The sequence below is a fragment of the Cohnella panacarvi Gsoil 349 genome, from assembly GCF_000515335.1.
Lineage (GTDB): Bacteria > Bacillota > Bacilli > Paenibacillales > Paenibacillaceae > Cohnella > Cohnella panacarvi.
Window position 1 is genome coordinate 858682 of record NZ_KI911563.1, and the last position, 21374, is coordinate 880055.

Below are 21374 nucleotides of genomic sequence, written 5' to 3' on the forward strand. Positions count from 1 at the left end.
AGATCGGCCGGCGGCCATGGTTCCGCGAGCCGGTTCTACCGCAGGGAATCAGCCTTTGACGGCGCCTACCGTCAGGCCTTTGATGAAAAACTTCTGGAAGAACGGGTACACGAGCAGAATCGGTCCCATGCCGACGACCGCGAAAGCCATCTGAAGCGATTCGTTCGGCAGATTGCGCATCAGCTCCGGATTCTGCGCCGCGAGCTGCACGTTCGCCCGCAGGAATTGAACGTCGTTGAGCACCCGGAGCATCAGATATTGCAGCGGATATTTCTCCTCCGTCCGGATGAACAGAAGCGAATTGAACCAGTCGTTCCAGAACACGATCATACCCAGCAGCCCCATCGTGGCGAGTACGGGCAGCGACAACGGAAGGACGATCCGGAAGAACACGCGGAATTCGCCGGCTCCGTCGATTCTCGCCGATTCGATCAGCGCGGGATGAATCGTCGATTGGAAGAACGTTCGCATAATGATCACGTTGAATGGAATAATGAGCAGCGGCAGCAGCAGAGCCGTATAGGAGTCCAATAAGTCGAATACTTGCGTGAAAACGATATACTTGCTCACCACGCCTCCATGGAACAACATCGTGAAGAATAGGATGAACGTGAAGAACGTGCGAAACGGATAATCACGGCGCGAAATCGGATAGGCGTACAACGCCATCAGGATGACGCTCAGAGCGGTTCCGACGACGGTAAGTCCGATGCTGACGGCGTACGCTCTCACGATCGTCCCGTAATCCTTGAACAAGCTCTCGTAGGCGATCGAAGATAGCTTCTCCGGGAAGAAGCGGTAACCTTCGGTGACTAACGCATCGTTATGCGTGAAGGATACGATGACGACGAGTACGACGGGCAGGACGCATACAAGAGCGAGCAGGATGAAGCTGATATGAAGCGCCGCGCTCGCGGCCTTGGAGATCGTATTCTCTCGACGGCTGGTTGAATAGGTCATGATGGGTTCACCTCGATTCTCTGTCTAGAATAGCGCTTGTTCCCGATTGATTCTGCGCACCGCCGAGTTCGTGAGCAGCACGAGGATGAATCCGAGCACGGATTGCGCCAGAGCAGCCGCCGAAGACATTCCGATATCATTAAGCTCGATCAGCACGCGGTAGACGTAAGTGTCGACCGTATCCGTGACGGGATACAACGCCCCCGAATCCATTGGAACCTGGTAGAACAATCCGAAGTCGGAATTGAACACGCTTCCCATCGACAAGATCGTTAAGATAACGATGATCGGCTGTATGAGCGGCAGCGTAATATGCAAAGTTTGTTTCCACTTCGTCGCCCCGTCGATGACCGCGGCCTCATAGTATTCGTTGTCGATGCCCGCGATCGCGGCGATATAGATGACCGCGCCGATGCCGACGTTCTTCCACGCGTTGACCAGAATCAGAATGTAAGGCCAATAGGCTTTCTCCGAATACCAGGAAACCGGGTCGATTCCGAACCAATCGAGCAAAGACGAATTTAGAAATCCTTTGTCCGTATTCAGGAACGCGTAGGCCAAGTAACCGACAACGATCATGGACAAGAAATAAGGCATGATCAAGAACGTCTGGTACGTCTTCGCCAATCGGCCTCTAAGCTCGTTGATCGCGATCGCGATCGCCACGGACAGCACCGTGTTGACGACCATGAAGGCGAGGCTGTATCCCACCGTATTGCGCGTGATTCGCCATATCGAGCCGGAGTTGAACAGGAACTCGAAATTGGTTAACCCGACCCAAGGACTTCCGAAAATACCGTCGATGTAGTTGATATTCTTGAAGGCGATGAATACCCCGAACATCGGCATATAATTGTTGACGATCAACACGGCCAGCGCCGGCAGGAGCATCAACGTCAGAAACCTGAACTTCCATAGAGAATGGATAAAGAGCGCGATCCCCGTTCTCTCTTTCACATGCGTCCTCTCCTCTCGATTGATCTCAGTATAGGCTAGGCCCCCCATGCAAGACGATGATATATTCCAATAACCGTGTGATGTATAAGGCGCGTTTCGACGCTGTCGACAATCGTTGCAACCATACAAAAAAAAACGCAACCGGAATGGCTGCGTTTGTTCTCCTATCATCGTTCGTCCTGACGTCGCTCGCGCAACGGGAGGGTGATGACGGCTTTCACTCCCCCGCCTTCCCGCGGGTAGTACTGCAACCCGTAGGATTCGCCGTAATGCAATTGGACGCGCTTATGAACGTTACGGATGCCGTAACCCGCGTCCTCGATCGTTCCTCGCACGATCGCGTTCAGCCTGTCGATGTCCACCTTCATGAAGCCGTTGTCCTCGACCGTCATCTCGATCGTATTTTCCGTACGGCGTACGCGAATCCAGATCTCGCCTTCTCCGTCCATGCCGCCTACCCCATGGAATATCGCGTTCTCGACGAGCGGCTGCACGATGACTTTCGGCGTCGTATACGCTAACGCATCCTCCTCGATATCCCAATGCGCCTCGAACGTGCCCGGGTAACGCTTCGCCTGCAGCCGGCAGTATGCCTGTACGTGCTTCACTTCTTCATCGATCGGTATCATCGTCTTCCCTTTGCTGAGACCGATACGCAGCAGCATCGACAGATCCATGACCATTTCTCCGACTTCCGTATTGCCGTTATCGAGCGCATACCAGTAAATAGAGTCGAGCGTATTGTATAGCAGGTGCGGGGTGATCTGAGAGTGAAGGGTAGCGAGTTCGGTTTCTTGCTGGCGTAGCTTCATCAGATAATTGTCCTCGATCGAGCGATCCAATCTCCGCGTCATCCGCATGAACGCGCCGTATAAAATTCCGAATTCGTCCGGGCGTATCAGTTCTCCGCTCATATCCATTTTAACGCCGGGCTCGTATATCTTCGTTATCGAGACGAGCCGATGCAACGGCTTAACGATAACGCGCAGCAAGTAAAGGACAAACAGCAGTACGAGCGCCAAGTAGATCGCCGATAAGATCATGATCGTCCATTGGAAGGACGTCTGGCTGCCGGTAATCGAATCCAACGGAATGCGGTAGACGAGATTCGTGTGATACAGTTGCTCGTAAGAATGCGCGTACAACCATCTTTCCCCGTTTTCGCGGGCAAAGAAGTAACCCGACTCCGTCTGTCTGGCGGATTCCGGAACGATCGCCGCGGATCTGTCCGTCGAGCCGGCTTGCATAAGCAACTCGTCCTGGTCGTTATACAAATAGATCGTACCGGCATGCTCCGGAAGCTCTACGGACAACAGATCTCTTCGAAGCAGCACCTCCAGGCGGGAGACGACCAGAAATCCCAACACCTCGTTATAATTCTGGCTATTCAGGATGCTTCTTACGAAGCTTACCGTAACCAAGCCGTCGGAAGAGCGAATGAGACGAAACGCCCCGGCTCCCCGTTTGCTGACGGCCTGATCGGTCCAAGCGGGGAGCTGTTCGAGTCCGATATCGAAGTATTTGAAGCCGCTCGCTTTGTGCGACAGATCGAACTGCGTTCGTTTCCCTTCGGTATTCATCATATACAGCGTGTAGCCCGTGCCGTCCGATGACCATCGATCCAGAATTTCGTCGGCCCGATTGATGTCTCCGAGCGTCTCTACGTTGTACCAGAACTCGTTCGGACCCGTACGGTCGATCAGATGGTTGTCCAGGAACGTAATCGTCTTGTCGTTGACGGCCGACATCGTCTTCTGGATCGTCGCATGGTTCTGCTTCGCCAGTTGAAGCATCGTACGTCCCACTTCATCCTGCATGGATTGAACGGTTTTATAAGAAGAGATCCACCCGACGACCAGGAACGGGCCGACGATGAATAACGCAAAAGCGATCGTGACTTTATATTTGAGCTTCAGTCGTATTCCCCCTGACCCTCTTTGCGATAATCGGCGGGACTGACCCCGGCGTAGCGCTTGAACATGCGGCTGAAGTGTTCCGGCGATTCGTAGCCGACTTCGTAGGCGATCTCGTATCGCTTCTTGGGCGTCGTGACAAGCAGTCGCTTCGCTTCCTCGATGCGCAGCTCGGTCACGTAATCCCAGACGTTCTTCTTCGTTTCCCGTTTGAACCAATAGCCGAAGTAAGCGGGACTGAAATGCGCTTCTGCCGCGATATCTTGGATCTTAAGCTCGGGATTGCGGTAATGCTGCCGGATATAGCCCATAATGCGGGCAAGTATCGTCATCTCCCGTTCGCGAGCTAACTCGCGCAACGTCCGGCCGGCCTCATCAACGTAAGATGGAAGACGATCGAGCTTACCGGGGACGGACATATCCCGAAAATAGACTTCAGGATCGAAGCGCCGAATCGAAACGCCGTTGCCCTGCCCGTTGTCCAGCAGCAATCCGTAGACTCTGTATACCAGCATGCCGAAATAACTATGAACCTGCTCCGATTCCTGTCCGAGATCGTTCAAAGCTTGGACCATGTCCTGCACGATCCGCTCGCTGTCGCTGTCCGACTTCAACCGCCGGACGCACTCTTCCACTTTAGCCATCCATCCGACCATATTCAGGCTTTCTTGCGCGGCTATATCCTCGTAATGGAACACGTTCTGTTCGGGATGAAGCTTCTTCCATTCGGCGGCGCTGACCGCTTCTTCCATGAGCTTCGGCAATAAGGCGACGTCGTCGCGCAGGCTGCTGATCCCGATCGTCGCGTCCAAGTTCAAATATTGCTTGAAATTGTTCGATACGAATTGTCCGATGAAATGCATCTGAGACTGCAAAGTGAAGCCTTGCCCCGCCAAATCCCGATCGTTCGGCTGCACGATGCCGATCAGTTCGTTCCCGAATCCGCCCAACGTTAAGCCGTTCCATTCGGACAGGCTCTCCTCGAACAGGTTCAGCGCCGCGTATTTCAGCAGTTTCCGATCTTGCAGGACCATCGCTTTGTTGCTGAAGCCTCCTCGGCTCAGATCCAGACGAACGGAGACGATCCCGTAATTCGGGCCTTTGATCTGATCGCCCAGCTCCGCGACTAGCTCGTCGTAATCTTTGTTCGACAGCCCTCGTTCGGTTACGAGCTCCATGAGAATTTCGCGTCTTCGTTCCGCCTCGGCCGCGTCGCTCGAACGCTTCCGCATCGTCTGCTCGAGCGCCAGCTTGCCGGCCTCCTCCTTCTCGACGAGCACGCTGCGGACGACGCGGAGCAGCTCCGCTTGTTGCACCGGTTTAACCAAATAATCGCGCGCGCCTAACCGAAGCGACTTCGTGGCGAATTCGAAATTCTCGTGCGCGGATATGACGATAACGGGAAGATTCGGTTGCTCCAGATAGATCGTCTCCATCAGCTCGAGTCCGCTCATCCGGCTCATCTGGATATCGGTCAGTACGAGATCGTAACGATCCATTCGCAAATAGTCGATCGCCTCGAACCCGTTCAAAGCCGTCTCGACGACGGAAATATTCATGTCCGAAGACAGCAGGAAATTGCGTATGCCGATGCATACCCTTGGTTCGTCGTCGACCACTAATATTTTGTACATGGCGGCACCTCCGATGGGCGATGAAGCGCTTTCGCGGCATTTGTACCATTATAAGGTTGACTCACCGTCCTGTCGATGATCTACCGCGAGGAGTTCGTGATGCAATTCTATACGTTCATGGGATTCGTTCGGCGACCTGAAACATCTTCGAATCGATCACGTCCGTATGGAATTACTTCATCGCTAGACCGTATGCGATTCTCTATAATCTGAATGAAGAGGTTAGAGGAAGACAACAAGGAGAGTGAAAGAAGATGAGCGCCGCCTATTCCTATAAGCGACAAATTCCCGTATACGATTCCGCTGACGTCATCGTGGTGGGAGGGGGGCCGGCAGGAACGGCAGCCGCGATCGGGGCCGCCCGTTCCGGCAAAAGAGTCATTCTACTGGAGAAATCCGGACAGCTAGGGGGAATGGGAACCCTCGGCAACGTGAGCATCTTCATGCCGATCGGCAACGTCACCGGCATTTACAGGGAATTCATTGCCGAGATGCTCGATTCCGCATTGCCTCCGGGCCATGACCAATCGATCGCTCCTCAATTCTCCCCTTTCGTTCTACGCCATTATTTGAACGAGAAGATGCGCAAGGAAGGCGTCGAGACGTTCTTCCACGCGGAATTCGTCGGCACCGTCGCAGGCGATGGCGCCGTGGAAGCCGTTATCGTATCGACTCGGGAAGGACTACAAGCGATACGGGGCTTGCGGTTCATCGATTGCACCGGCGATGCGAGAATGGCGATCGAGCTTGGCGTCCCGTTCACGTCCGGAAGAGAAAGCGACGGAATGACGCAACCGATGACGCTTATGTTCATGATGCAGAATACGGGCAAGCCCGTCAGACGCTATTTGCCGGAAGGGTGCCCCGCCTATCGGAGCGTGGATGAACTTCCTCAAGGCCGGCATCTGTTCTGGGAACAGAACGATGACGGCATGCTGCTCGTCAACATGACCAGAGTGAAAGGCCACGGCGCTCGGATCGCGGATGTGAATGCCGCGGAACCGGAAGCGTTAAGACAAGTGTTCTCGATCGTCGACTACTTGCAACGCAACGGCTTCGAGAACTATGCGTTGTCGCATGTCGCCGGACAGACCGGCGTGCGGGAGACGAACCAAATCCAAGGGCTGTATACGTTGACGGAATCCGACCTAACGAACGGCAGGCGGTTCGAAGATGTCGTCGCTCAAACGAATTACGAGATCGACATCCACAGCCCCGACGGTCACCGAACGACGGATGAACGGCATGTCGACGGTTACGATATTCCATACCGGTGCATGGTTCCGGTTGCTTTCGGCAATTTGCTCGTTGCAGGCCGCGCCATCTCCGCCACTCATGTCGCGATGTCGTCCATGCGCGTTCAAGCGACCTGCTATGCGCTGGGGCAAGCTGCCGGAATCGCGGCTTCCCTCTCTATCGATCGGGCTTGCGAGTGCCGGGACGTTCCGATCGATGAGCTGCACCTCGCGATGGCTGCCCAGAACGTCAGGCTCTGGAAGCCGGAGCATCCGCATCGATAACACGAGGGACTGTCCCGGAGGTGCGCCGCAGTAACGTTATGTGGCCATGCTAAACGCTATCGCTCGCACGCAATCTGTTGAAGAATACGGCGCTAGACTAACAAAAAATGAGGATGGCGCAGAAATTACATCTGCTCCATCCACGCCCTAAAGCTCTATGAACGCTGCGTCGGCAGCTCGTACGTCTTCAATTTGGTCCCGTCCTTGAAGGAATAAAAATCGATCGCCTCATGGCGTTTGCCCGTCTCGCTCCAATAACGGATTTCCCAAGCCGGAGCGCCCTGGAACCAACCCGGCAGAATGCGATTCGGCTTCTCGCCTCCATGGCTGTCCGCGAACAATCGGATCATGCGGGATTTGGACACGTTCTCGCTGACTTTGAGCTTAAGCAGCTCTGTCTCGCGTTCCCATATCATCCACGCTTCCCCTAGCGCGTCTTCCCCGCTTACGATCCACACGTTCTCTTGCCAAGTATGCAATTCAGCTCGGTCGATCTCGACCAGCTCGCCTTGTTGCTTCGCGATCGCGATCGCCCTGCGCTCCGCTTGGCGGTAATCGGAGTCGGCAGAGCGAATGTACAAGACGAATGATACCGCTATGAACACGATAAAACCGATGATAACGATCATCCATCGCACCCAAGAGATGCGCGGAATTCGACGAAGGCTCTCGCTCCGGCTTAAATTCATCCCCGCAGCCTCTCATAGCAACGCTGAGCTTCCGCCATAATCCGCTCTTCGTCCAGCGTAAGCAATTGTCCGTTCCTAAGCAGCTGTCGGCCGTCGACCCAGACGTGCGCGACATCGGACCCCATGGACGCATAGACGACATGGGACACAAGATCCGTCCGAGGGACGTAATGCGACTTGCCGAGCGTGAGCGCGATCAGATCCGCCTTCAGCCCCGGTATAAGCTGGCCCGTGACGCCTCCGAGCCCGATCGACTTCGCGCCGTAAGCCGTCCCCATTCGCAGCGCTTCGGCTGCCGGAATGACGGTCGGATCGCCCGACACCCCTTTATGGATGAGCGCCGCGGTCGTGATTTCTTGGAAAAGATTCAGGTTGTTGTTGCTTGCCGCGCCGTCCGTGCCTAGCGCTACGGTTACGCCCGCTTTTAGCAAATCCGGCACGCGCGCCACGCCGCTGGCGAGCTTCAGATTGCTTACCGGGTTGTGCGAGACGGCAACCTTGCGTTCGGCCAGCAGCGCGATTTCTTCGTCCGTCAAGTGAACGCCGTGCGCGACGAGCGTCGGGCGCGAGAACATGCCGAGGCGATCCAGATGCTCTACCGGCCGGCAGCCGTAATCGCGTACGTTCTGCTCGACTTCGGCCGCGGTTTCCGACATGTGCGTATGCATCGGCAAGTCCAGATCATGTGCGGCTTGAACGAATTTCACGATGTAATCCGGCGGACACGTGTAAGGCGCGTGCGGGGAAATCATGACGTTAATGCGTCCGTCAGCCGCGCCGTGCCAGTCTTTGGCGAAGCCGATCGCATCCGCCAGCTTGGCGCGCTGCACGTCTTCCGGGCACAGCCCGATCACGCCGCGCGTCAAGCTGGCGCGCATGCCCGACGTTTCGACCACTTCGGCAACGCGGTTCATATGATCGTACATATCGACGAACGTCGTCGTACCGCTCTTGATCATCTCCACGGCGGAGAGCGCCGTGCCCCAATACACGTCGTCGCCGGTAAACTTCGCTTCCATCGGCCACATATGATTGTGCAGCCAGTCTTGCAGCGCCAAATCTCCGCCTACGCCGCGGAGCAGCGACATCGCCGCGTGGCCGTGCGTATTCACGAGTCCGGGCATGAAGAGATAGCCGGTTCCGTCGACGATCTCGTCGGCGGCGTTCAACTCGTGTTGCAGGGCCGGACCTTCGCCCATGGCGGCGATGCGTGCGCCGTCTACGGCCAGCCAGCCCGTGAATTGCGGATTCGTATCGTCCATCGTAAGGAACGTACCGTTATTGATCAGCCATCTTCTCACTCGAATACCCCTTCGCTTTTATCTTCGATAGAATCGTCCATATAATAAGCCAAGCTGAGCAGCTCCGCCGTAAAATCCACGTGGTGAATTCTAACGCCCGCAGGCGCTCTCAACACGACGGGAGCGAAATTCAGAATCCCCTTGACGCCCGATACGCTGAATTGGTCCGCGACGGTCTGTGCTTCCTGGGCGGGTACCGTAATGATCCCTACGGATATTTCCAGAGACTTGACCACGTCTTTCAGCTCGCGCATCGGCTGCACCGTCAGATGATTGATTTTAGTGCCGCGTTTCGCCTCGTCGGCGTCGAAGACGGCTACGATCTTCATATTATCCTTCAAGTACATATTGTAGTTGCACAGCGCGCGGCCCAAGTTGCCGGTGCCGACGAGCGCTACGTTAAGCGGCTTGTCCAGCTTCAGGATATGCCGGATTTTCTCGATCAAATAATCGACGTTGTAGCCGACGCCTTTGCGCCCGAATTCTCCGAAATAAGCGAGATCCTTGCGGATTTGCGCCGGATTCAGATCGAGCTTCTCTCCGAGATCCTGCGAAGATACGGTCTGGATGCCGCTTAAGCTCAGATCGTTCAGGAATCGCAAATAGATCGGAAGACGGCGGATGACCGCTTCGGATATTTTGAACGACTTCATGTTGAGGCTTCCTCCTCTACGTTAACGGCAGGCGCAAGCCACTCGCGGATTCTTGCGGGAATGCCGGCGGTTGGCAGGTGCTCCATTTTGGGTCCGGGCAGCGAATACAGGAAATACTTGCCGTAATTCGTGTCGATGACCCGAGTGTCGTATAGCAGCACGATTCCGCGGTCGGTAGCGGTTCGTACGAGGCGGCCGAAGCCTTGCTTGAACTTAATGACCGCCTGCGGCAAAGACAGCTTCATGAACGGGCTCTTATTCTCGGCCTGAAGCTTCTCGGCTTTCGCTTCGGCTACTGGATGGTTCGGCGGCTGGAACGGCAACCGAACGATCGCCAGGCACGTCAGAGCGTCTCCCGGCAAGTCGATGCCTTCCCAGAAGCTGCTCGTGCCGAGCAGCACGGAGGCCGGGTTGCCCATGAACTGCTGCGTCAGCCTGCTGCGGCTGCCGGCGTCGACGCCTTGGCCGAGCACTTGTATTCCCGAAGATTCTAACATGAGCTTCAACGGATCGTATACCGTTCTGAGCATCTTGTTGGAGGTGAATAGAACGAGCATTCGTCCGCCGACCGTCTTGGCCGCCTCGGCAAGCGATTCAGTGAGCGCGCCGACGAACTTCGCGTCCCCGTCTTTCCCTTTAATATTAGGAAAATCTCGCGGAATAAGCACGAGCGCCTGTTCGCGGTACTTGAACGGCGAGGGCAAGAGCGCCGTCTTGAGCTTGCCGTCCCGCTCCGCGCTGTTCAGGCCGAGCTGCTCCGTTACGTAACGGAACGACTTGTCGACCGTCAACGTCGCGGAAGTCATGACGACGCTCGACTTCCGGTCGAATACGCCTTCCTTCAGCAAGTCGCTGACGTCCGCCGGCGCTCCGTAAATCCATACCGATCGGCCTCGATATTGATAATGGCCTTCGAGCCAATAGACGAATTCCGGTTTGCCTAGCGCGGTGAAAGACTGAACGTCGGCGCGGATGTTCTGAAGGTCTTTCAGCACGCCGGATAAGTCCGTTAGCATCCCTTGCATCGTCAGCTCGTCCGTTGAATCGCGAATTTCCGCGGCCAGCTTCTCGAGCGGCCGTATGACGTCCGACAGCAGTTGAATGACGTTGTTCCCGTCCACCGATAAGCTATCCCATTCGGGCGGCAACGACTCCGGTTTCATACGCATCGTGAGATTGCCGGATTCGTCCGCCGCCGAATGAGCGGCCAGCATCGCGTACAGCGCCTCCATCCACCGCTCCCACGCTTCGCGGATTTCTTGGAGCTTAGGCATAACCAGCTCCAGCTTCTCGACCCATTCGGACGCCTCGACGACGCTCGTCGCCGAGATGGCGCTAATGAGCTGCGGAATGAGTCCGGTTCTGGCATCCTTGAGCAAGCGTTGGAGCGGGATGACGAGCGCCGAATGCCCCGTTTTCTGGCCGAGGTGGTTCGTCGCGACTTCTTCCAGGTGATGCGCTTCGTCTACGATCAGACGCTCGTAAGCCGGCAGCAAGCGATGCTCCGCTCTAAGGTCCGTGAACAAGAGCGCGTGGTTCGTAATGACCAGATCCGCTTTTCCCGCTTCGTTCCTTGCGCGATGATAGAAGCATTTGCGGAACCAAGGGCACGCTCTGTTCAAGCAGGACGCGGCGTCGCTGGCGACGACGTCCCATTCTTCTTTGTTGCGTCCGCCAATATTGAGCTCTTCCGCTTCGCCTCTTAAAGTCTCCCCGAGCCATACCGTCATGCCGCCGCGAACGATCGCTTCTTCCCGATTGATCGCATGCTCGGGAATATGCTGCCGGTTCTCGAATTTGCGCAAGCATAAATAGTTGTTGCGTCCTTTGAACACGGCTGCTTGGAACGGCATCGGAAGCACCTTCTGAAGCAACGGCAAATCTCGCTCCCTTAACTGTTCTTGAAGCTGTATCGTATGGGTGCTGACTACGATTTTTTTGGACTCCTTCAGCCCATAATAGAGAGACGGAAGCAGGTACCCAAGCGATTTGCCCGTACCCGTGCCGGCTTCGACGAGCAGATGGGCGTCATCCTGCAGCGCATCCATAACCTCGCGGAACATGATCGTCTGTCCTTCCCTGGACTCGTAGGCCGGAAGCAGCTCCTTCAAATTCGATCGCACATGCCCGATATATTCGTCGAATGTCATGTCGCGCAAAATTTCGATGGCCGCGGCGGCGTTATTGTCGCGTTCGCGGTCCGCGCCCTCATCTCCCCAATCCGTTACTTTCATAGCGAACTGGCGAAAATGATGAATATCCGTCTCCGGTAAGAAAGGCTGCGTCTCCCGCCATGCCAGCGTATGGGCGATAAACCAGCCGAGATCGGAACGGTCGGGATCGAACATATTGCTGAGCCGCTGAAGCGTGAACATCGGAAGCGCGCGCAGCTTATTCACGCATAAGGCGAACAGCTCGGCTGTCGCGAGCGCGTCGCTGTCCGCTTGATGCGGACGATCGTGCGCGATGCCCAGCGCCTGCGTTATGTTGCTTAAGGCGTACGAGGATTGCGTCGGGAACAGGAGCCTGCTCAGCTCAAGCGTATCGAGCAGTCTTCCCGAAAAAGGCAAATAGCCGCTCCGATCAAGGGCGGCTTGTAAAAAATTCGCATCGAACTCCACGCTGTGGCCGACTAAGATCGCGTCGTTCAAATGCGGAACGAGCTCGCTTAGCATCTCCTCCAGCGACGGGGCTTCCGCCACGTCTTCGTCCTTGATGCCGGTAAGCCGCGTGATCTCGGCCGGTATCGGCCCTTCGGGCTTCACGAAGCTGCCGTAGGATTCACCGGGCATGCCGGTCTCGTCGACTAAGGCGAGCCCGACTTGTATAATATGGTCTTTATCTGACGATAAGCCGGTTGTCTCAAAATCGAGCACGGCGAACTTCATGCCTGACTTCCTTTCCGTTCGGACGGTTTGCTGCCGGTTAATGCGTATCGATCGCCTGCAGCTCGGCGCTTCCGAACTGTAGCTGCAACTGGCCGAAGCCCTGCTCGCAGCATTCGAGATTGCGTCTTGGTTCCGCGAAGGACGGATCCGTATCGATCGCCTTGCGGAAGTAGCTACGCGCTTGATCCAAATGGGCATAGACCGCCTGAATACAGCCAAGCGCGTTATAAGAGATCGCTCGGAGCTTGCTTTCCTCCGCGATGGCGGCGATCAGTTGGAAATGCCGCTGGGCTTCGCCCCATTCCTTCAAGTGCATTCGAGACATGGCGAGAAACAGCCTGGCCCCCATAAAATCCGGATACGAGGATATCGCTTCCTCCAGATGTACGGAGGCTTGCGCGAACATGTGGAGTTTAAAATAACCTTGACCTTTGACGAATGGGCTCATAAGCGCCTGCGGGTCATGCTTCAACTGCTGTTCGCCCGACTGTTGCTGAAGCTCCCGATAGAAAGCCATGCGGTCTTCGAATTGAAGCCATGATTCAATCATATCATCACTTAACGATTTCAGCATGTTCCATTGTTCTTGGAGCTGGCATTTTTCCTCGCCTGATGCTTGCGGATAACGAATAATGAGTTCGTCGAGCATTTCGTTCATGGTTGCGAACCATTGGCGGATCATGGCTTTGTTCCCCCTCTAACTCGAAACTGTACTGCTCATTCTGCGTTTCGAGGGGGTGTTTCATACGCGTTACATAACGGTCGAATGCGGCTCCTCCGCCAACAATTTGACGACTTGATTGCGCTCGTCCAGGATGGCGACGCGCGGCTTATGGCGGCGCGCCTCCTCGTCCGTCAATAATCCGTAGTTGATGATGATGACTTGATCTCCCGGCTGTACGAGCCGAGCCGCCGCGCCGTTCAGGCAGATGACGCCGGAGCCGCGCGGACCTGGAATCGTATACGTCTCGAACCGCGCCCCGTTGTTATTATTTACGATTTGTACCTTCTCGTCAGGCAGAATATCGACAAGTTCCATTAAATCCTGGTCGATCGTAATGCTGCCCACGTAATTTAAATTCGCTTCCGTTACGGTTGCGCGATGAAGTTTGGCTTTCATCATTTGGCGGAACATAGGAGATCACCTGCTTCTTTAGGTTTTACGATAAGGTTGTCGATCAGACGCGTGCGGCCGAATCGGACCGCTAACGCGATCAAGACGCTGTCCGCATATTCGCGCAGCGCCCCGCTGCCGATAATGGGCTGCATGCCCGGATAAGTTACGATCTCTACGTAATCGATGTCGGCGGAAGGCGCTTGGCGGATATCCTCCGCAAGCTTCTTCGCCAGCTCTTGGGCCGTCGCTCCCGCGGCGACCCACCGCTCGGCTTTGGCGAGCGAGCGGGACAAGGCGAGCGATTGCTCGCGCTCCCCGGCGCTCAAATACACGTTGCGCGAGCTAAGCGCCAGTCCGTCCTGCTCGCGCACGATCGGGCAAGGGACGATCTCTACCGGAATGCTGAGATCGGCCGCCATTTGCGCGATCACCGCGACTTGCTGTGCGTCTTTAAGGCCAAAATAAGCCCGATCGGGCTGCACGATATTGAAGAGCTTGGCCACGACGGTGGCGACGCCGTCGAAATGCCCGGGACGGCTTGCTCCGCAGAGATGCTCCGATACGCTCGATACCGAGACGGTGGTCAAGAGCGGGTAAACGGGGTACATCTCCTCTACGGACGGCAAAAATACGATGTCTACGCCATTGCTCGCGGCAAGCGTCACGTCTCGCTCTTCATCGCGCGGATATCTCGCCAAATCCTCGTTCGGACCGAATTGGAGCGGATTAACGAATATGCTCAGCACGGTCAATCCGTTCTCATGAACGGAACGACGCAGCAGGCTGGCATGGCCTCCGTGCAGGTAGCCCATCGTCGGCACGAAGCCCACTGTCGCCTCGGCCGAAGCGGCGCGCCTATAAGCTTTAATCCGTTGCCGAAGCTCAGCGATCGTTCTGACGATGGCGGGAGTCTTCGCGTGCGTCATCATTTACCTTCGCCTCCACCGTACATTTTGGCGGGCATGGCGATATTCTTATCCTCTAGAGGAAAACCGTGCTTCTCCTCGGGAAATGCTTTCGTCTTCACGTCGTTCACGTAGTCGGCAATGGCATCGCGGATCGTATCCCCGATGTTGGCGTAACTTTTCACGAAGCGCTTGTCTCGGATGCCGGAGCCGTAGCGCAACAAGTCGTGGAATACGAGCACCTGCCCGTCGCAGCCGCGCCCTGCCCCGATGCCGATCGTCGGAATGGACAGCGAGCGGGACACCGCTGCAGACAGCTCCTCGGTCACGAGCTCGAGCACGACGCCGAAAGCGCCCGCTTGCTCTAACGCCTTGGCGTCTTGCAGCATTTTCTCCGCTTCTTCGCCGGTCTTGCCTTGAACGCGGTAACCGCCGATCTGGTGAACGGATTGCGGAGTCAAGCCGATATGTCCAAGCACGGGAATACCGGCTTGCGTGAGTATCCGGATTTCATCCGCCAGCTCCGCGCCGCCCTCCAGCTTCACCGCGTGGGCGCCGCCTTCCTGCATAAGCCTGGCCGCGTTGCGAAGCGTCGCTTCCGGCCCGAGCCGGTACGTCGCGAACGGCATATCGGCGACGATCATCGTTCCGGGCGCGCCGCGAACGACCGCCCGCGTATGGTAGATCATGTCTTCGAGCGTTACGGGTACGGTCGTATGATAGCCGAGCACCACGTTGCCGAGCGAGTCTCCGACGAGAATGATGTCCACGCCGGCTTCCTCCGCCAGCATAGCCGACGGATAATCGTAAGCGGTAACCATGGCGATCGGTTTGTTCTGGTTTTTCATCGCTTTCAAGCGAGGTAGGGTCAACGCTTGTTTCATGGGAGTACCCTCCTAAATTTTCATAATATTTTGCAACAAACAAAAAAAACCTCTTTTTGCTCACGAGCAAAAAAGGTTTCCATTCAACATAGAACGTCCTTCACGTCCTTCTGTCTCGGTCCTTTCGGCTCAGAGCAGAATCCGCCGCGAATCTTTGACGGTATTCAGTTATCGCGTTCCTTAGTGTGCCCTTCCCGCAAGTGCGGTTCTCATGGATACCGCCTCGCACGACAATTGTAGCACAATTCGTCAAGAGCGTCTATGGAGCGGACGCCGCTGCCGAAATTGATCGTGCAGCGGCATAGCCGGCATATTTTCGGTTCGTTGTACCGGACGGAGCTCGCCGCAATAAAGGCATATGTACCTCTAATTCCTCGGAATCCCGACTATGATCACCTAGTTCCCACTTCGGCAGAGTAGATCGTTCGGAAGCTGCCGTCCGGAAGCTCCACGCGCAGGCCGCCCATATCGTCCAGCCCGCGAGGCACGCCCTCGACGAGGCCTTGCGGAGTCGTCAGCGTTACCGTACGGTTCAACGTTACGGCATGAGCTTCCCACAAGGCGCGAATCGGGGCAAAACCTTGCTCGAGATACAACGCGTACAACTGCTCGAATTGTTCGAGCACGGCGGCGATCAGCTCGCTTCGGGGTACCGGCTGTCCTGCAGCCATCTTGAGCGAGATCGCTTTCTCCAGGAGCTCCTCCGGATAATCCTCGGCATCCAAATTCGCGGAAATGCCGAGTCCGACGACGACGTAACGCAACCGTTCGTCTTCGGCCGCGGACTCGAGCAGAATACCGCTGATTTTGCGGCCGTCCACCAGCAGATCGTTCGGCCATTTAATTCCGATCGTAAGCGGCACCAGGCGCGTGATCGCCCGGCTAAGCGCGACGGCGGCAAGCAGCGTAAGCTGCGGCGTGAGCGGCAACGGCACCGATGGACGAAGCAGCAAGCTCATCCATACGCCTTTGCCGGCAGGCGACACCCAAGCGCGTCCCATCCGTCCGCGTCCGCTCGTCTGCTGCTCGGCGACGACGACCGTCCCTTCCGGCGCGCCTTGCTCCGCCAGCGCGCGCAGCTCGTCCTGCGTCGAGCCTACGACGTCGAACAAACGCAGATTCTTTCCGAAGCTGCGCGTATTCAGTTTCGGCAGCAGCTCCTGCACCGTCAAGCGAGAAGGTTTGCCCAGTAACCGGTATCCGAGCCTCGGCGTCGCTTCGATCTCGTAACCTTCCGCCTCCAGCTTGCGGACCTGCTTCCAGATCGCGGTGCGGCTCACGTTCAGCTTCCTGCTAATCTCTTCCCCGGACACGTATTCGCCCGGCTCCGACTCCAGCAGGCTGAGCAATGTAACGGTACTCACGCAATCTCCTCGCTTCCTTGTTGGACAGGTTCATAACGGATCTTTGTTCCGTTATAGCAACGTAAATCCGATCGTTGTCCCATAAGCGGAACTACGTTCCGTTATCCTCCGACTGGAGGATCGACACGGCTTTCAACAACGCATCCTTAGCGTTCGCCAGCCGTCCATGGGCGACTTCCGAGAGCAGCCGCCTCAGCCGCCGCGCGACCCAAGGGCCCGGCGGCTTGCCGAGCGCTTTCGCAAGCTCGTCCCCGCGAACGGCAAGCTCCGAGATACGCGTAATCGGCATGCCATCCAGCCAATGTCGTTCCGCGCAGCCTATCTTGTCGCCACGGGCCGCCTCCATAATCGCGAGCCAATCTTCCGCCGCAGCCACCCCGTAATCCAGCACGGCCTCGATCCACGTCTCGCGGTCGCAAACGCCGTTCAGGTTCCGTGCCGCAAGCCTGCGGCTGGCCCCATTCTCGGTTAACCGCCGCTCGAATCCAACAACGCCGGCAATCCGGGCACCTCGCTTGCCGCTCATGCGCAGCGCCTTGCAGGATGCCGCCGCCTCGGCCTCCGATGCGCCGGCGCAAATCCAATAAGCCGCCCAACGCGCGTCGATGTCTTCGATAACGGATAAGCGAATCGCCGTTTCCGCGTCACTGCTTGTCCATTTCGCCGCCCGCACCGGCAACGGCTCCTTCGTATACGCCAGCAGTCCGCTATCTCGCAGCCATGCGCAAGCTTGATCCGGTCCCTGTCCGGACATCATCTTGTCCCACTCCGCGCCGACTCGCTCCATCGCGACATGCGCGAGCCGCTGTTTCTGCGATGCGATGCCGTCCCACGTATCCGCGGCGAGCTCGAAACCGAACTCCGCGCCGAACCGGATCGCGCGAAGCATGCGCAGCGCGTCTTCTCCGAACCGCTCGGCGGCTCGGCCGACGGTGCGCACGATGCCCGCCGACAAATCCTCGCGGCCGCCGAACGGATCCAGCAGCTCGCCGTCCAGCCCGACCGCCATTGCGTTAAACGTGAAATCGCGTCTGGATAAATCTTCCCGGACGTCGCTGACGAAGCTCACTTCGTCCGGCCTGCGCGCGTCGGAATATCCGGTTTCCGTCCGGTACGTCGTTACCTCGAACGGCGTACCGTCTATCATAACCGTTACCGTGCCGTGCTGCAGCCCCGTCGGGACCGTACGCGGGAACAACGCCTGCACCGCTCCCGGCAGCGCGGACGTCGCGATATCGATATCGTGCAGCGGCCGCCCGATCAAGCGATCGCGAACGCAGCCGCCCACCAGATAAGCCTCGTAGCCTGCCTCGGTCAGCACGCGAAGCAGCTTCAGCCCTTCTCCCCACAGCTTCTCGTAAGATTCACCCATACGCCCCGCGCACCTCCGAAGATGCGGGCGCGATTAAGCTTGGCAAGCCGTTACCGGCGCTCTCGTCGGCAGCCCTAGCACCCGATAATAGATGTCCTCGTATTGCTTCGTAATCACCTCGTCGCAGAAGAGCGTATGCGCCCGTTGCAACCCGGCTTCTCTAAAGCTGCGGTACAGGCTCTCGTCCGTCAGCAGCTTAATGGCATGGTTAGCCATTTCCTCGGTATGGCCGATCGGCGACAAATATCCGGTGGCGCCATGTTGTACGAGCTCCGGTATACCGCCCGCGGTCGAGCCGATCGTAGGCACGCCGCAAGCCATCGCCTCTAGTCCGACAAGACCGAAGCTTTCCTTCTCCGATGGGAGCAGCATCAGATCCGCGATGGAGATGACGTGCGCGACATCGTCTTGCTTGCCAAGAAAATGCACGCGGTCGGCCAGCCCGAGTTTATGTACCTTCTGCTGGATTTTCGGCAGGTCCGGCCCTTCCCCGACGAGCAGCAACTTGGTCGGCACCTTGGCGCTCACCCGCGCGAAAATATCGACGACGTCTCCCGTCCGTTTAACCGGCCGGAAGTTCGAAATATGCATCAGAATCTTCTCGCCCGGTCCCGCGAATTCCGCTCTCAGGTCGGAGCAGGAACGAGGATAGTAGATGCGTTTGTCCACGAAATTATAGGTCAGGTCGATCGGTTCGGTAATATCGAGAAGCTCTCGGGTTTCGCGAATCAAATCCCGGCTTACCGCCGTCACCGCGTCGCTGTTCCGAATACCGAGACGGATAATATCCTTTAGCGACTCGTCCTGCGCGAGCACGGTTATATCCGTCCCGTGCAGCGTCGTTACGACTTTAAGCCGGTCGCCCGACATCTGTTTCGCCAAGAACGCGCAGATCGCGTGAGGCACCGCGTAATGGACATGAAGAATATCGAGATTTTGCAGACGCGCCACTTGGTTCATTTTACTCGCTAACGATAGATCGTAAGGAGGATATCTGAACACGTAATAATCCGAAACTTCTACCTCGTGATAGAAGATGTTCCGATGGAATTTGCCGAGTCGGAACGGCATGCTTTGGGTGATAAAATGAATTTCGTGACCTTTCTCGGCCAAAATTTTGCCAAGCTCCGTGGCGACTACGCCGGAACCGCCGAGCGAGGGATAACAGGTTATACCGATTTTAAGCGGACGACTCATCCGAGCGGCCTCCTCTCGTGCTGTGTTCAATGTATTCTCTAGGGGTTATCCGTTAGAAGCGATCGACCGTCATCGGACCTTTCGGGATGAAGCCTTCCGCGTAAGCGAGTCGCTTCGGTTGCCCGAGCAGCCGATCCCGGGCGACGACCGCTTCCAGATAAGCCGCGGTAAGCGGGGTTTCCACCCAATCCGCCCGATCGCCCGCCGGCATGAATTGCGAACGGTACGCCTTCAAGGCTTCCATCTTAATCTCTTGCGTGTCGCTAATGTCCACAAGAAGCTGCGGCACGTGGGCATCGTTAATAAAATAAAAAATAAGCTGGTCCACGTTCCAAGCGGGCATTTCCGGCATATATCGCCGCAGCTTGGCGCTGAAGACGGCTTCTTCGGCCATTTTGCTGCAGGCGACATGGTCCGGATGCCTATCTATGCCATAGGGTGCGAAGACAAGGCGCGGACGATACGTCCGAATGGCGGCGACCATTCGGTCTATCATCTCCGGAACGGCAGCCAGGCGACGATCCGGCAGCCCAAGATTGTCCCTAACCGCCAGGCCGAGCGTCTCGGAAGCGGCCCCCGCTTCCCGCAAGCGGGTATCCACGTCCCCGTTCGATGACATCTCGGCGCGGGTCAGATCGATAATGCCCGCTTTAAACCCCGCTTGGACGTGCTTGGCGATCGTTCCGCCCATGCCGATCTCCGCATCGTCCGCGTGCGCCGCGAAAACGAGCATGTCCAATTTCATATCGCTCATTCTTCGATCCCCGGCTTATATTTGTGCACAAGCTCCCGCCATGCGAAATCTCCGCGTTCGAGCGCCTTAATAAGCAACTCTCCCGTCGCCACGTTCGTCGCCACCGGAATCCCTTGCACGTCGCAAAGACGAAGCAACGCGATAATATCGGGCTCGTGAGGCTGAGCCATAAGCGGGTCCCGCAGGAAAATGATGAGGTCCATTTTGTTCTCCGCGACGAGCGCTCCGATCTGCTGGTCTCCGCCTAGCGGCCCCGACATGAATCGGTGTACGGACAGCTCCGTGTTGTCCATTATTCTAGTGCCCGTCGTACCGGTCGCGTATAAGCGATGATGCTTGAGCACGTGCTCGTAGGCAATGGCGAAGTTCACCATCTCGTCCTTCTTGCGGTCATGCGCGATAAGTGCGATATCCATCATAGGTGCGATTCTCCTCTGCCGGGTCTTGCGCCCGCGCGTTAGTCTAGAAAATGCTCGAACCCATACACCATTCCCGTCGTGGACATTACCTTCTTGATTGCCGTATTGACGCCCGGCATGTAGCCTGCCCGGTCATACGAATCGTGGCGGATCTTCAGCGTCTGCCCGAATGCGCCGAATACGACCTCTTGCTGGGCGAATACGCCCGGAAGCCTTACGCTATGTATGCGGAAGCCGTTGTAGTATCCGCCTCTTGCTCCCTCGATCACTTCTTCTTCGTTCGGATTCCCTTGCCGCAGCTCCTGGCGCGCCTCGGAGATCCATTCCGCGGTTTTGATCGACGTGCCGGACGGGGCGTCTAATTTCTGATCTCCATGGTATTCAATGATTTCCACATGGGGAAAATACTTGGCAGCCATCGCGGAAAACTTCATCATCAGAATCGCCCCGATCGAGAAATTCGGAGCGATTAAGCCGCCGATTCCGCGCTCCTTGCATTGCTTGTCCAAGTCGACGATCTGCTCCGGCGTAAAGCCGGTCGTGCCCATTACCGGACGAACGCCGTAGCGGATCGCGGTTTCCGTATTCGGCATGGCGAACCTCGGAGCCGTGAAATCGACCAAGACGTCCGCTTGCGACGACCTTAATGCGTCTTCCAAGTCCGGTTGGACGATCACGCCGGTAGTCGGCTTGCCGGCAAGCGATCCTGCGTCGACAGGACCCGCGCTTCTGGCTACCGCGGCCACGAGCTTAAGCTCGGGGTCCTCCAATACCATTCGTACGACCTCGCGGCCCATGCGCCCGCTTGCGCCGGCAACCGCGACCTTAATGATTTGCGACATGCGTA

Annotated in this window: 19 protein-coding genes; 1 reads left to right on the forward strand and 18 read right to left on the reverse strand. The window is 56.9% G+C overall.

Annotated features, from left to right (window positions below; all coding sequences use genetic code 11):
* Window positions 1-48: 48 nt before the first annotated feature.
* The 4 genes from COHPA_RS0103980 to COHPA_RS0103995 form a co-directional block, all read right to left on the reverse strand.
* Window positions 49-960, reverse strand: a complete 912-nt coding sequence (locus tag COHPA_RS0103980; protein WP_027084906.1) for a carbohydrate ABC transporter permease — start codon at window positions 958-960, stop codon at window positions 49-51.
* Between the two features lie 24 nt (window positions 961-984).
* Window positions 985-1917, reverse strand: coding sequence for an ABC transporter permease (locus COHPA_RS0103985; protein ID WP_027084907.1), 933 nt, complete (start codon window positions 1915-1917; stop codon window positions 985-987).
* A gap of 167 nt (window positions 1918-2084) precedes the next feature.
* A complete protein-coding gene (locus tag COHPA_RS24185) occupies window positions 2085-3710 on the reverse strand; it encodes a sensor histidine kinase (RefSeq protein WP_027084908.1) in 1626 nt (541 codons plus the stop codon).
* Between the two features lie 119 nt (window positions 3711-3829).
* On the reverse strand, window positions 3830-5464 hold the full coding sequence (locus tag COHPA_RS0103995; protein ID WP_027084909.1) for a response regulator: 1635 nt from the start codon (window positions 5462-5464) through the stop codon (window positions 3830-3832).
* 254 nt (window positions 5465-5718) lie between these two features.
* On the opposite strand from COHPA_RS0103995, the gene COHPA_RS0104000 reads away from it, so the two are divergent.
* Window positions 5719-6984 (forward strand): FAD-dependent oxidoreductase, encoded by a 1266-nt coding sequence (locus COHPA_RS0104000; RefSeq protein WP_027084910.1) that lies wholly within the window; start codon window positions 5719-5721, stop codon window positions 6982-6984.
* Between the two features lie 155 nt (window positions 6985-7139).
* On the opposite strand, the gene COHPA_RS0104005 is transcribed toward COHPA_RS0104000, so the two are convergent.
* The 14 genes from COHPA_RS0104005 to dapB all read right to left on the reverse strand — a co-directional run bounded on the left by COHPA_RS0104005 (window position 7140) and on the right by dapB (window position 21369).
* Window positions 7140-7673: a cell wall elongation regulator TseB-like domain-containing protein gene (locus tag COHPA_RS0104005; RefSeq protein ID WP_027084911.1), complete on the reverse strand. Its 534-nt coding sequence runs from the start codon at window positions 7671-7673 to the stop codon at window positions 7140-7142.
* Entirely contained in the window at window positions 7670-8980 is a 1311-nt protein-coding gene (locus COHPA_RS0104010) for an amidohydrolase (protein WP_035119371.1), read from the reverse strand. Before COHPA_RS0104010 ends, COHPA_RS0104005 begins: the two co-directional genes overlap by 4 nt.
* Window positions 8971-9627: a redox-sensing transcriptional repressor Rex gene (locus tag COHPA_RS0104015; protein WP_027084913.1), complete on the reverse strand. Its 657-nt coding sequence runs from the start codon at window positions 9625-9627 to the stop codon at window positions 8971-8973. Before COHPA_RS0104015 ends, COHPA_RS0104010 begins: the two co-directional genes overlap by 10 nt.
* Window positions 9624-12515 (reverse strand): ATP-dependent DNA helicase DinG, encoded by a 2892-nt coding sequence (gene dinG / locus COHPA_RS0104020; protein WP_027084914.1) that lies wholly within the window; start codon window positions 12513-12515, stop codon window positions 9624-9626. Before dinG ends, COHPA_RS0104015 begins: the two co-directional genes overlap by 4 nt.
* Before the next feature lie 37 nt (window positions 12516-12552).
* On the reverse strand, window positions 12553-13197 hold the full coding sequence (locus COHPA_RS0104025; RefSeq protein ID WP_027084915.1) for a tetratricopeptide repeat protein: 645 nt from the start codon (window positions 13195-13197) through the stop codon (window positions 12553-12555).
* 69 nt (window positions 13198-13266) lie between these two features.
* Window positions 13267-13650, reverse strand: a complete 384-nt coding sequence (gene panD / locus COHPA_RS0104030) for an aspartate 1-decarboxylase (protein ID WP_027084916.1) — start codon at window positions 13648-13650, stop codon at window positions 13267-13269.
* Entirely contained in the window at window positions 13635-14561 is a 927-nt protein-coding gene (gene panC, locus COHPA_RS0104035) for a pantoate--beta-alanine ligase (protein ID WP_027084917.1), read from the reverse strand. Before panC ends, panD begins: the two co-directional genes overlap by 16 nt.
* Window positions 14558-15421: a 3-methyl-2-oxobutanoate hydroxymethyltransferase gene (gene panB / locus COHPA_RS0104040; protein WP_027084918.1), complete on the reverse strand. Its 864-nt coding sequence runs from the start codon at window positions 15419-15421 to the stop codon at window positions 14558-14560. The genes panC and panB overlap by 4 nt, the downstream gene beginning before the upstream one ends.
* A gap of 392 nt (window positions 15422-15813) precedes the next feature.
* Window positions 15814-16785, reverse strand: coding sequence for a biotin--[acetyl-CoA-carboxylase] ligase (locus tag COHPA_RS0104045; RefSeq protein WP_084760348.1), 972 nt, complete (start codon window positions 16783-16785; stop codon window positions 15814-15816).
* Between the two features lie 91 nt (window positions 16786-16876).
* Window positions 16877-18157: a CCA tRNA nucleotidyltransferase gene (locus COHPA_RS0104050; protein ID WP_027084920.1), complete on the reverse strand. Its 1281-nt coding sequence runs from the start codon at window positions 18155-18157 to the stop codon at window positions 16877-16879.
* Between the two features lie 33 nt (window positions 18158-18190).
* Window positions 18191-19354, reverse strand: a complete 1164-nt coding sequence (bshA, locus tag COHPA_RS0104055; RefSeq protein WP_027084921.1) for an N-acetyl-alpha-D-glucosaminyl L-malate synthase BshA — start codon at window positions 19352-19354, stop codon at window positions 18191-18193.
* A 52-nt stretch (window positions 19355-19406) separates the two neighbouring features.
* On the reverse strand, window positions 19407-20099 hold the full coding sequence (gene bshB1 / locus COHPA_RS0104060) for a bacillithiol biosynthesis deacetylase BshB1 (protein ID WP_084760938.1): 693 nt from the start codon (window positions 20097-20099) through the stop codon (window positions 19407-19409).
* Between the two features lie 5 nt (window positions 20100-20104).
* The gene (locus COHPA_RS0104065) at window positions 20105-20527 is read right to left on the reverse strand and encodes a methylglyoxal synthase (protein ID WP_027084923.1); all 423 of its coding nucleotides are present in this window, start codon (window positions 20525-20527) and stop codon (window positions 20105-20107) included.
* A gap of 38 nt (window positions 20528-20565) precedes the next feature.
* Window positions 20566-21369, reverse strand: a complete 804-nt coding sequence (gene dapB / locus COHPA_RS0104070; protein WP_027084924.1) for a 4-hydroxy-tetrahydrodipicolinate reductase — start codon at window positions 21367-21369, stop codon at window positions 20566-20568.
* Window positions 21370-21374 lie beyond the last annotated feature (5 nt).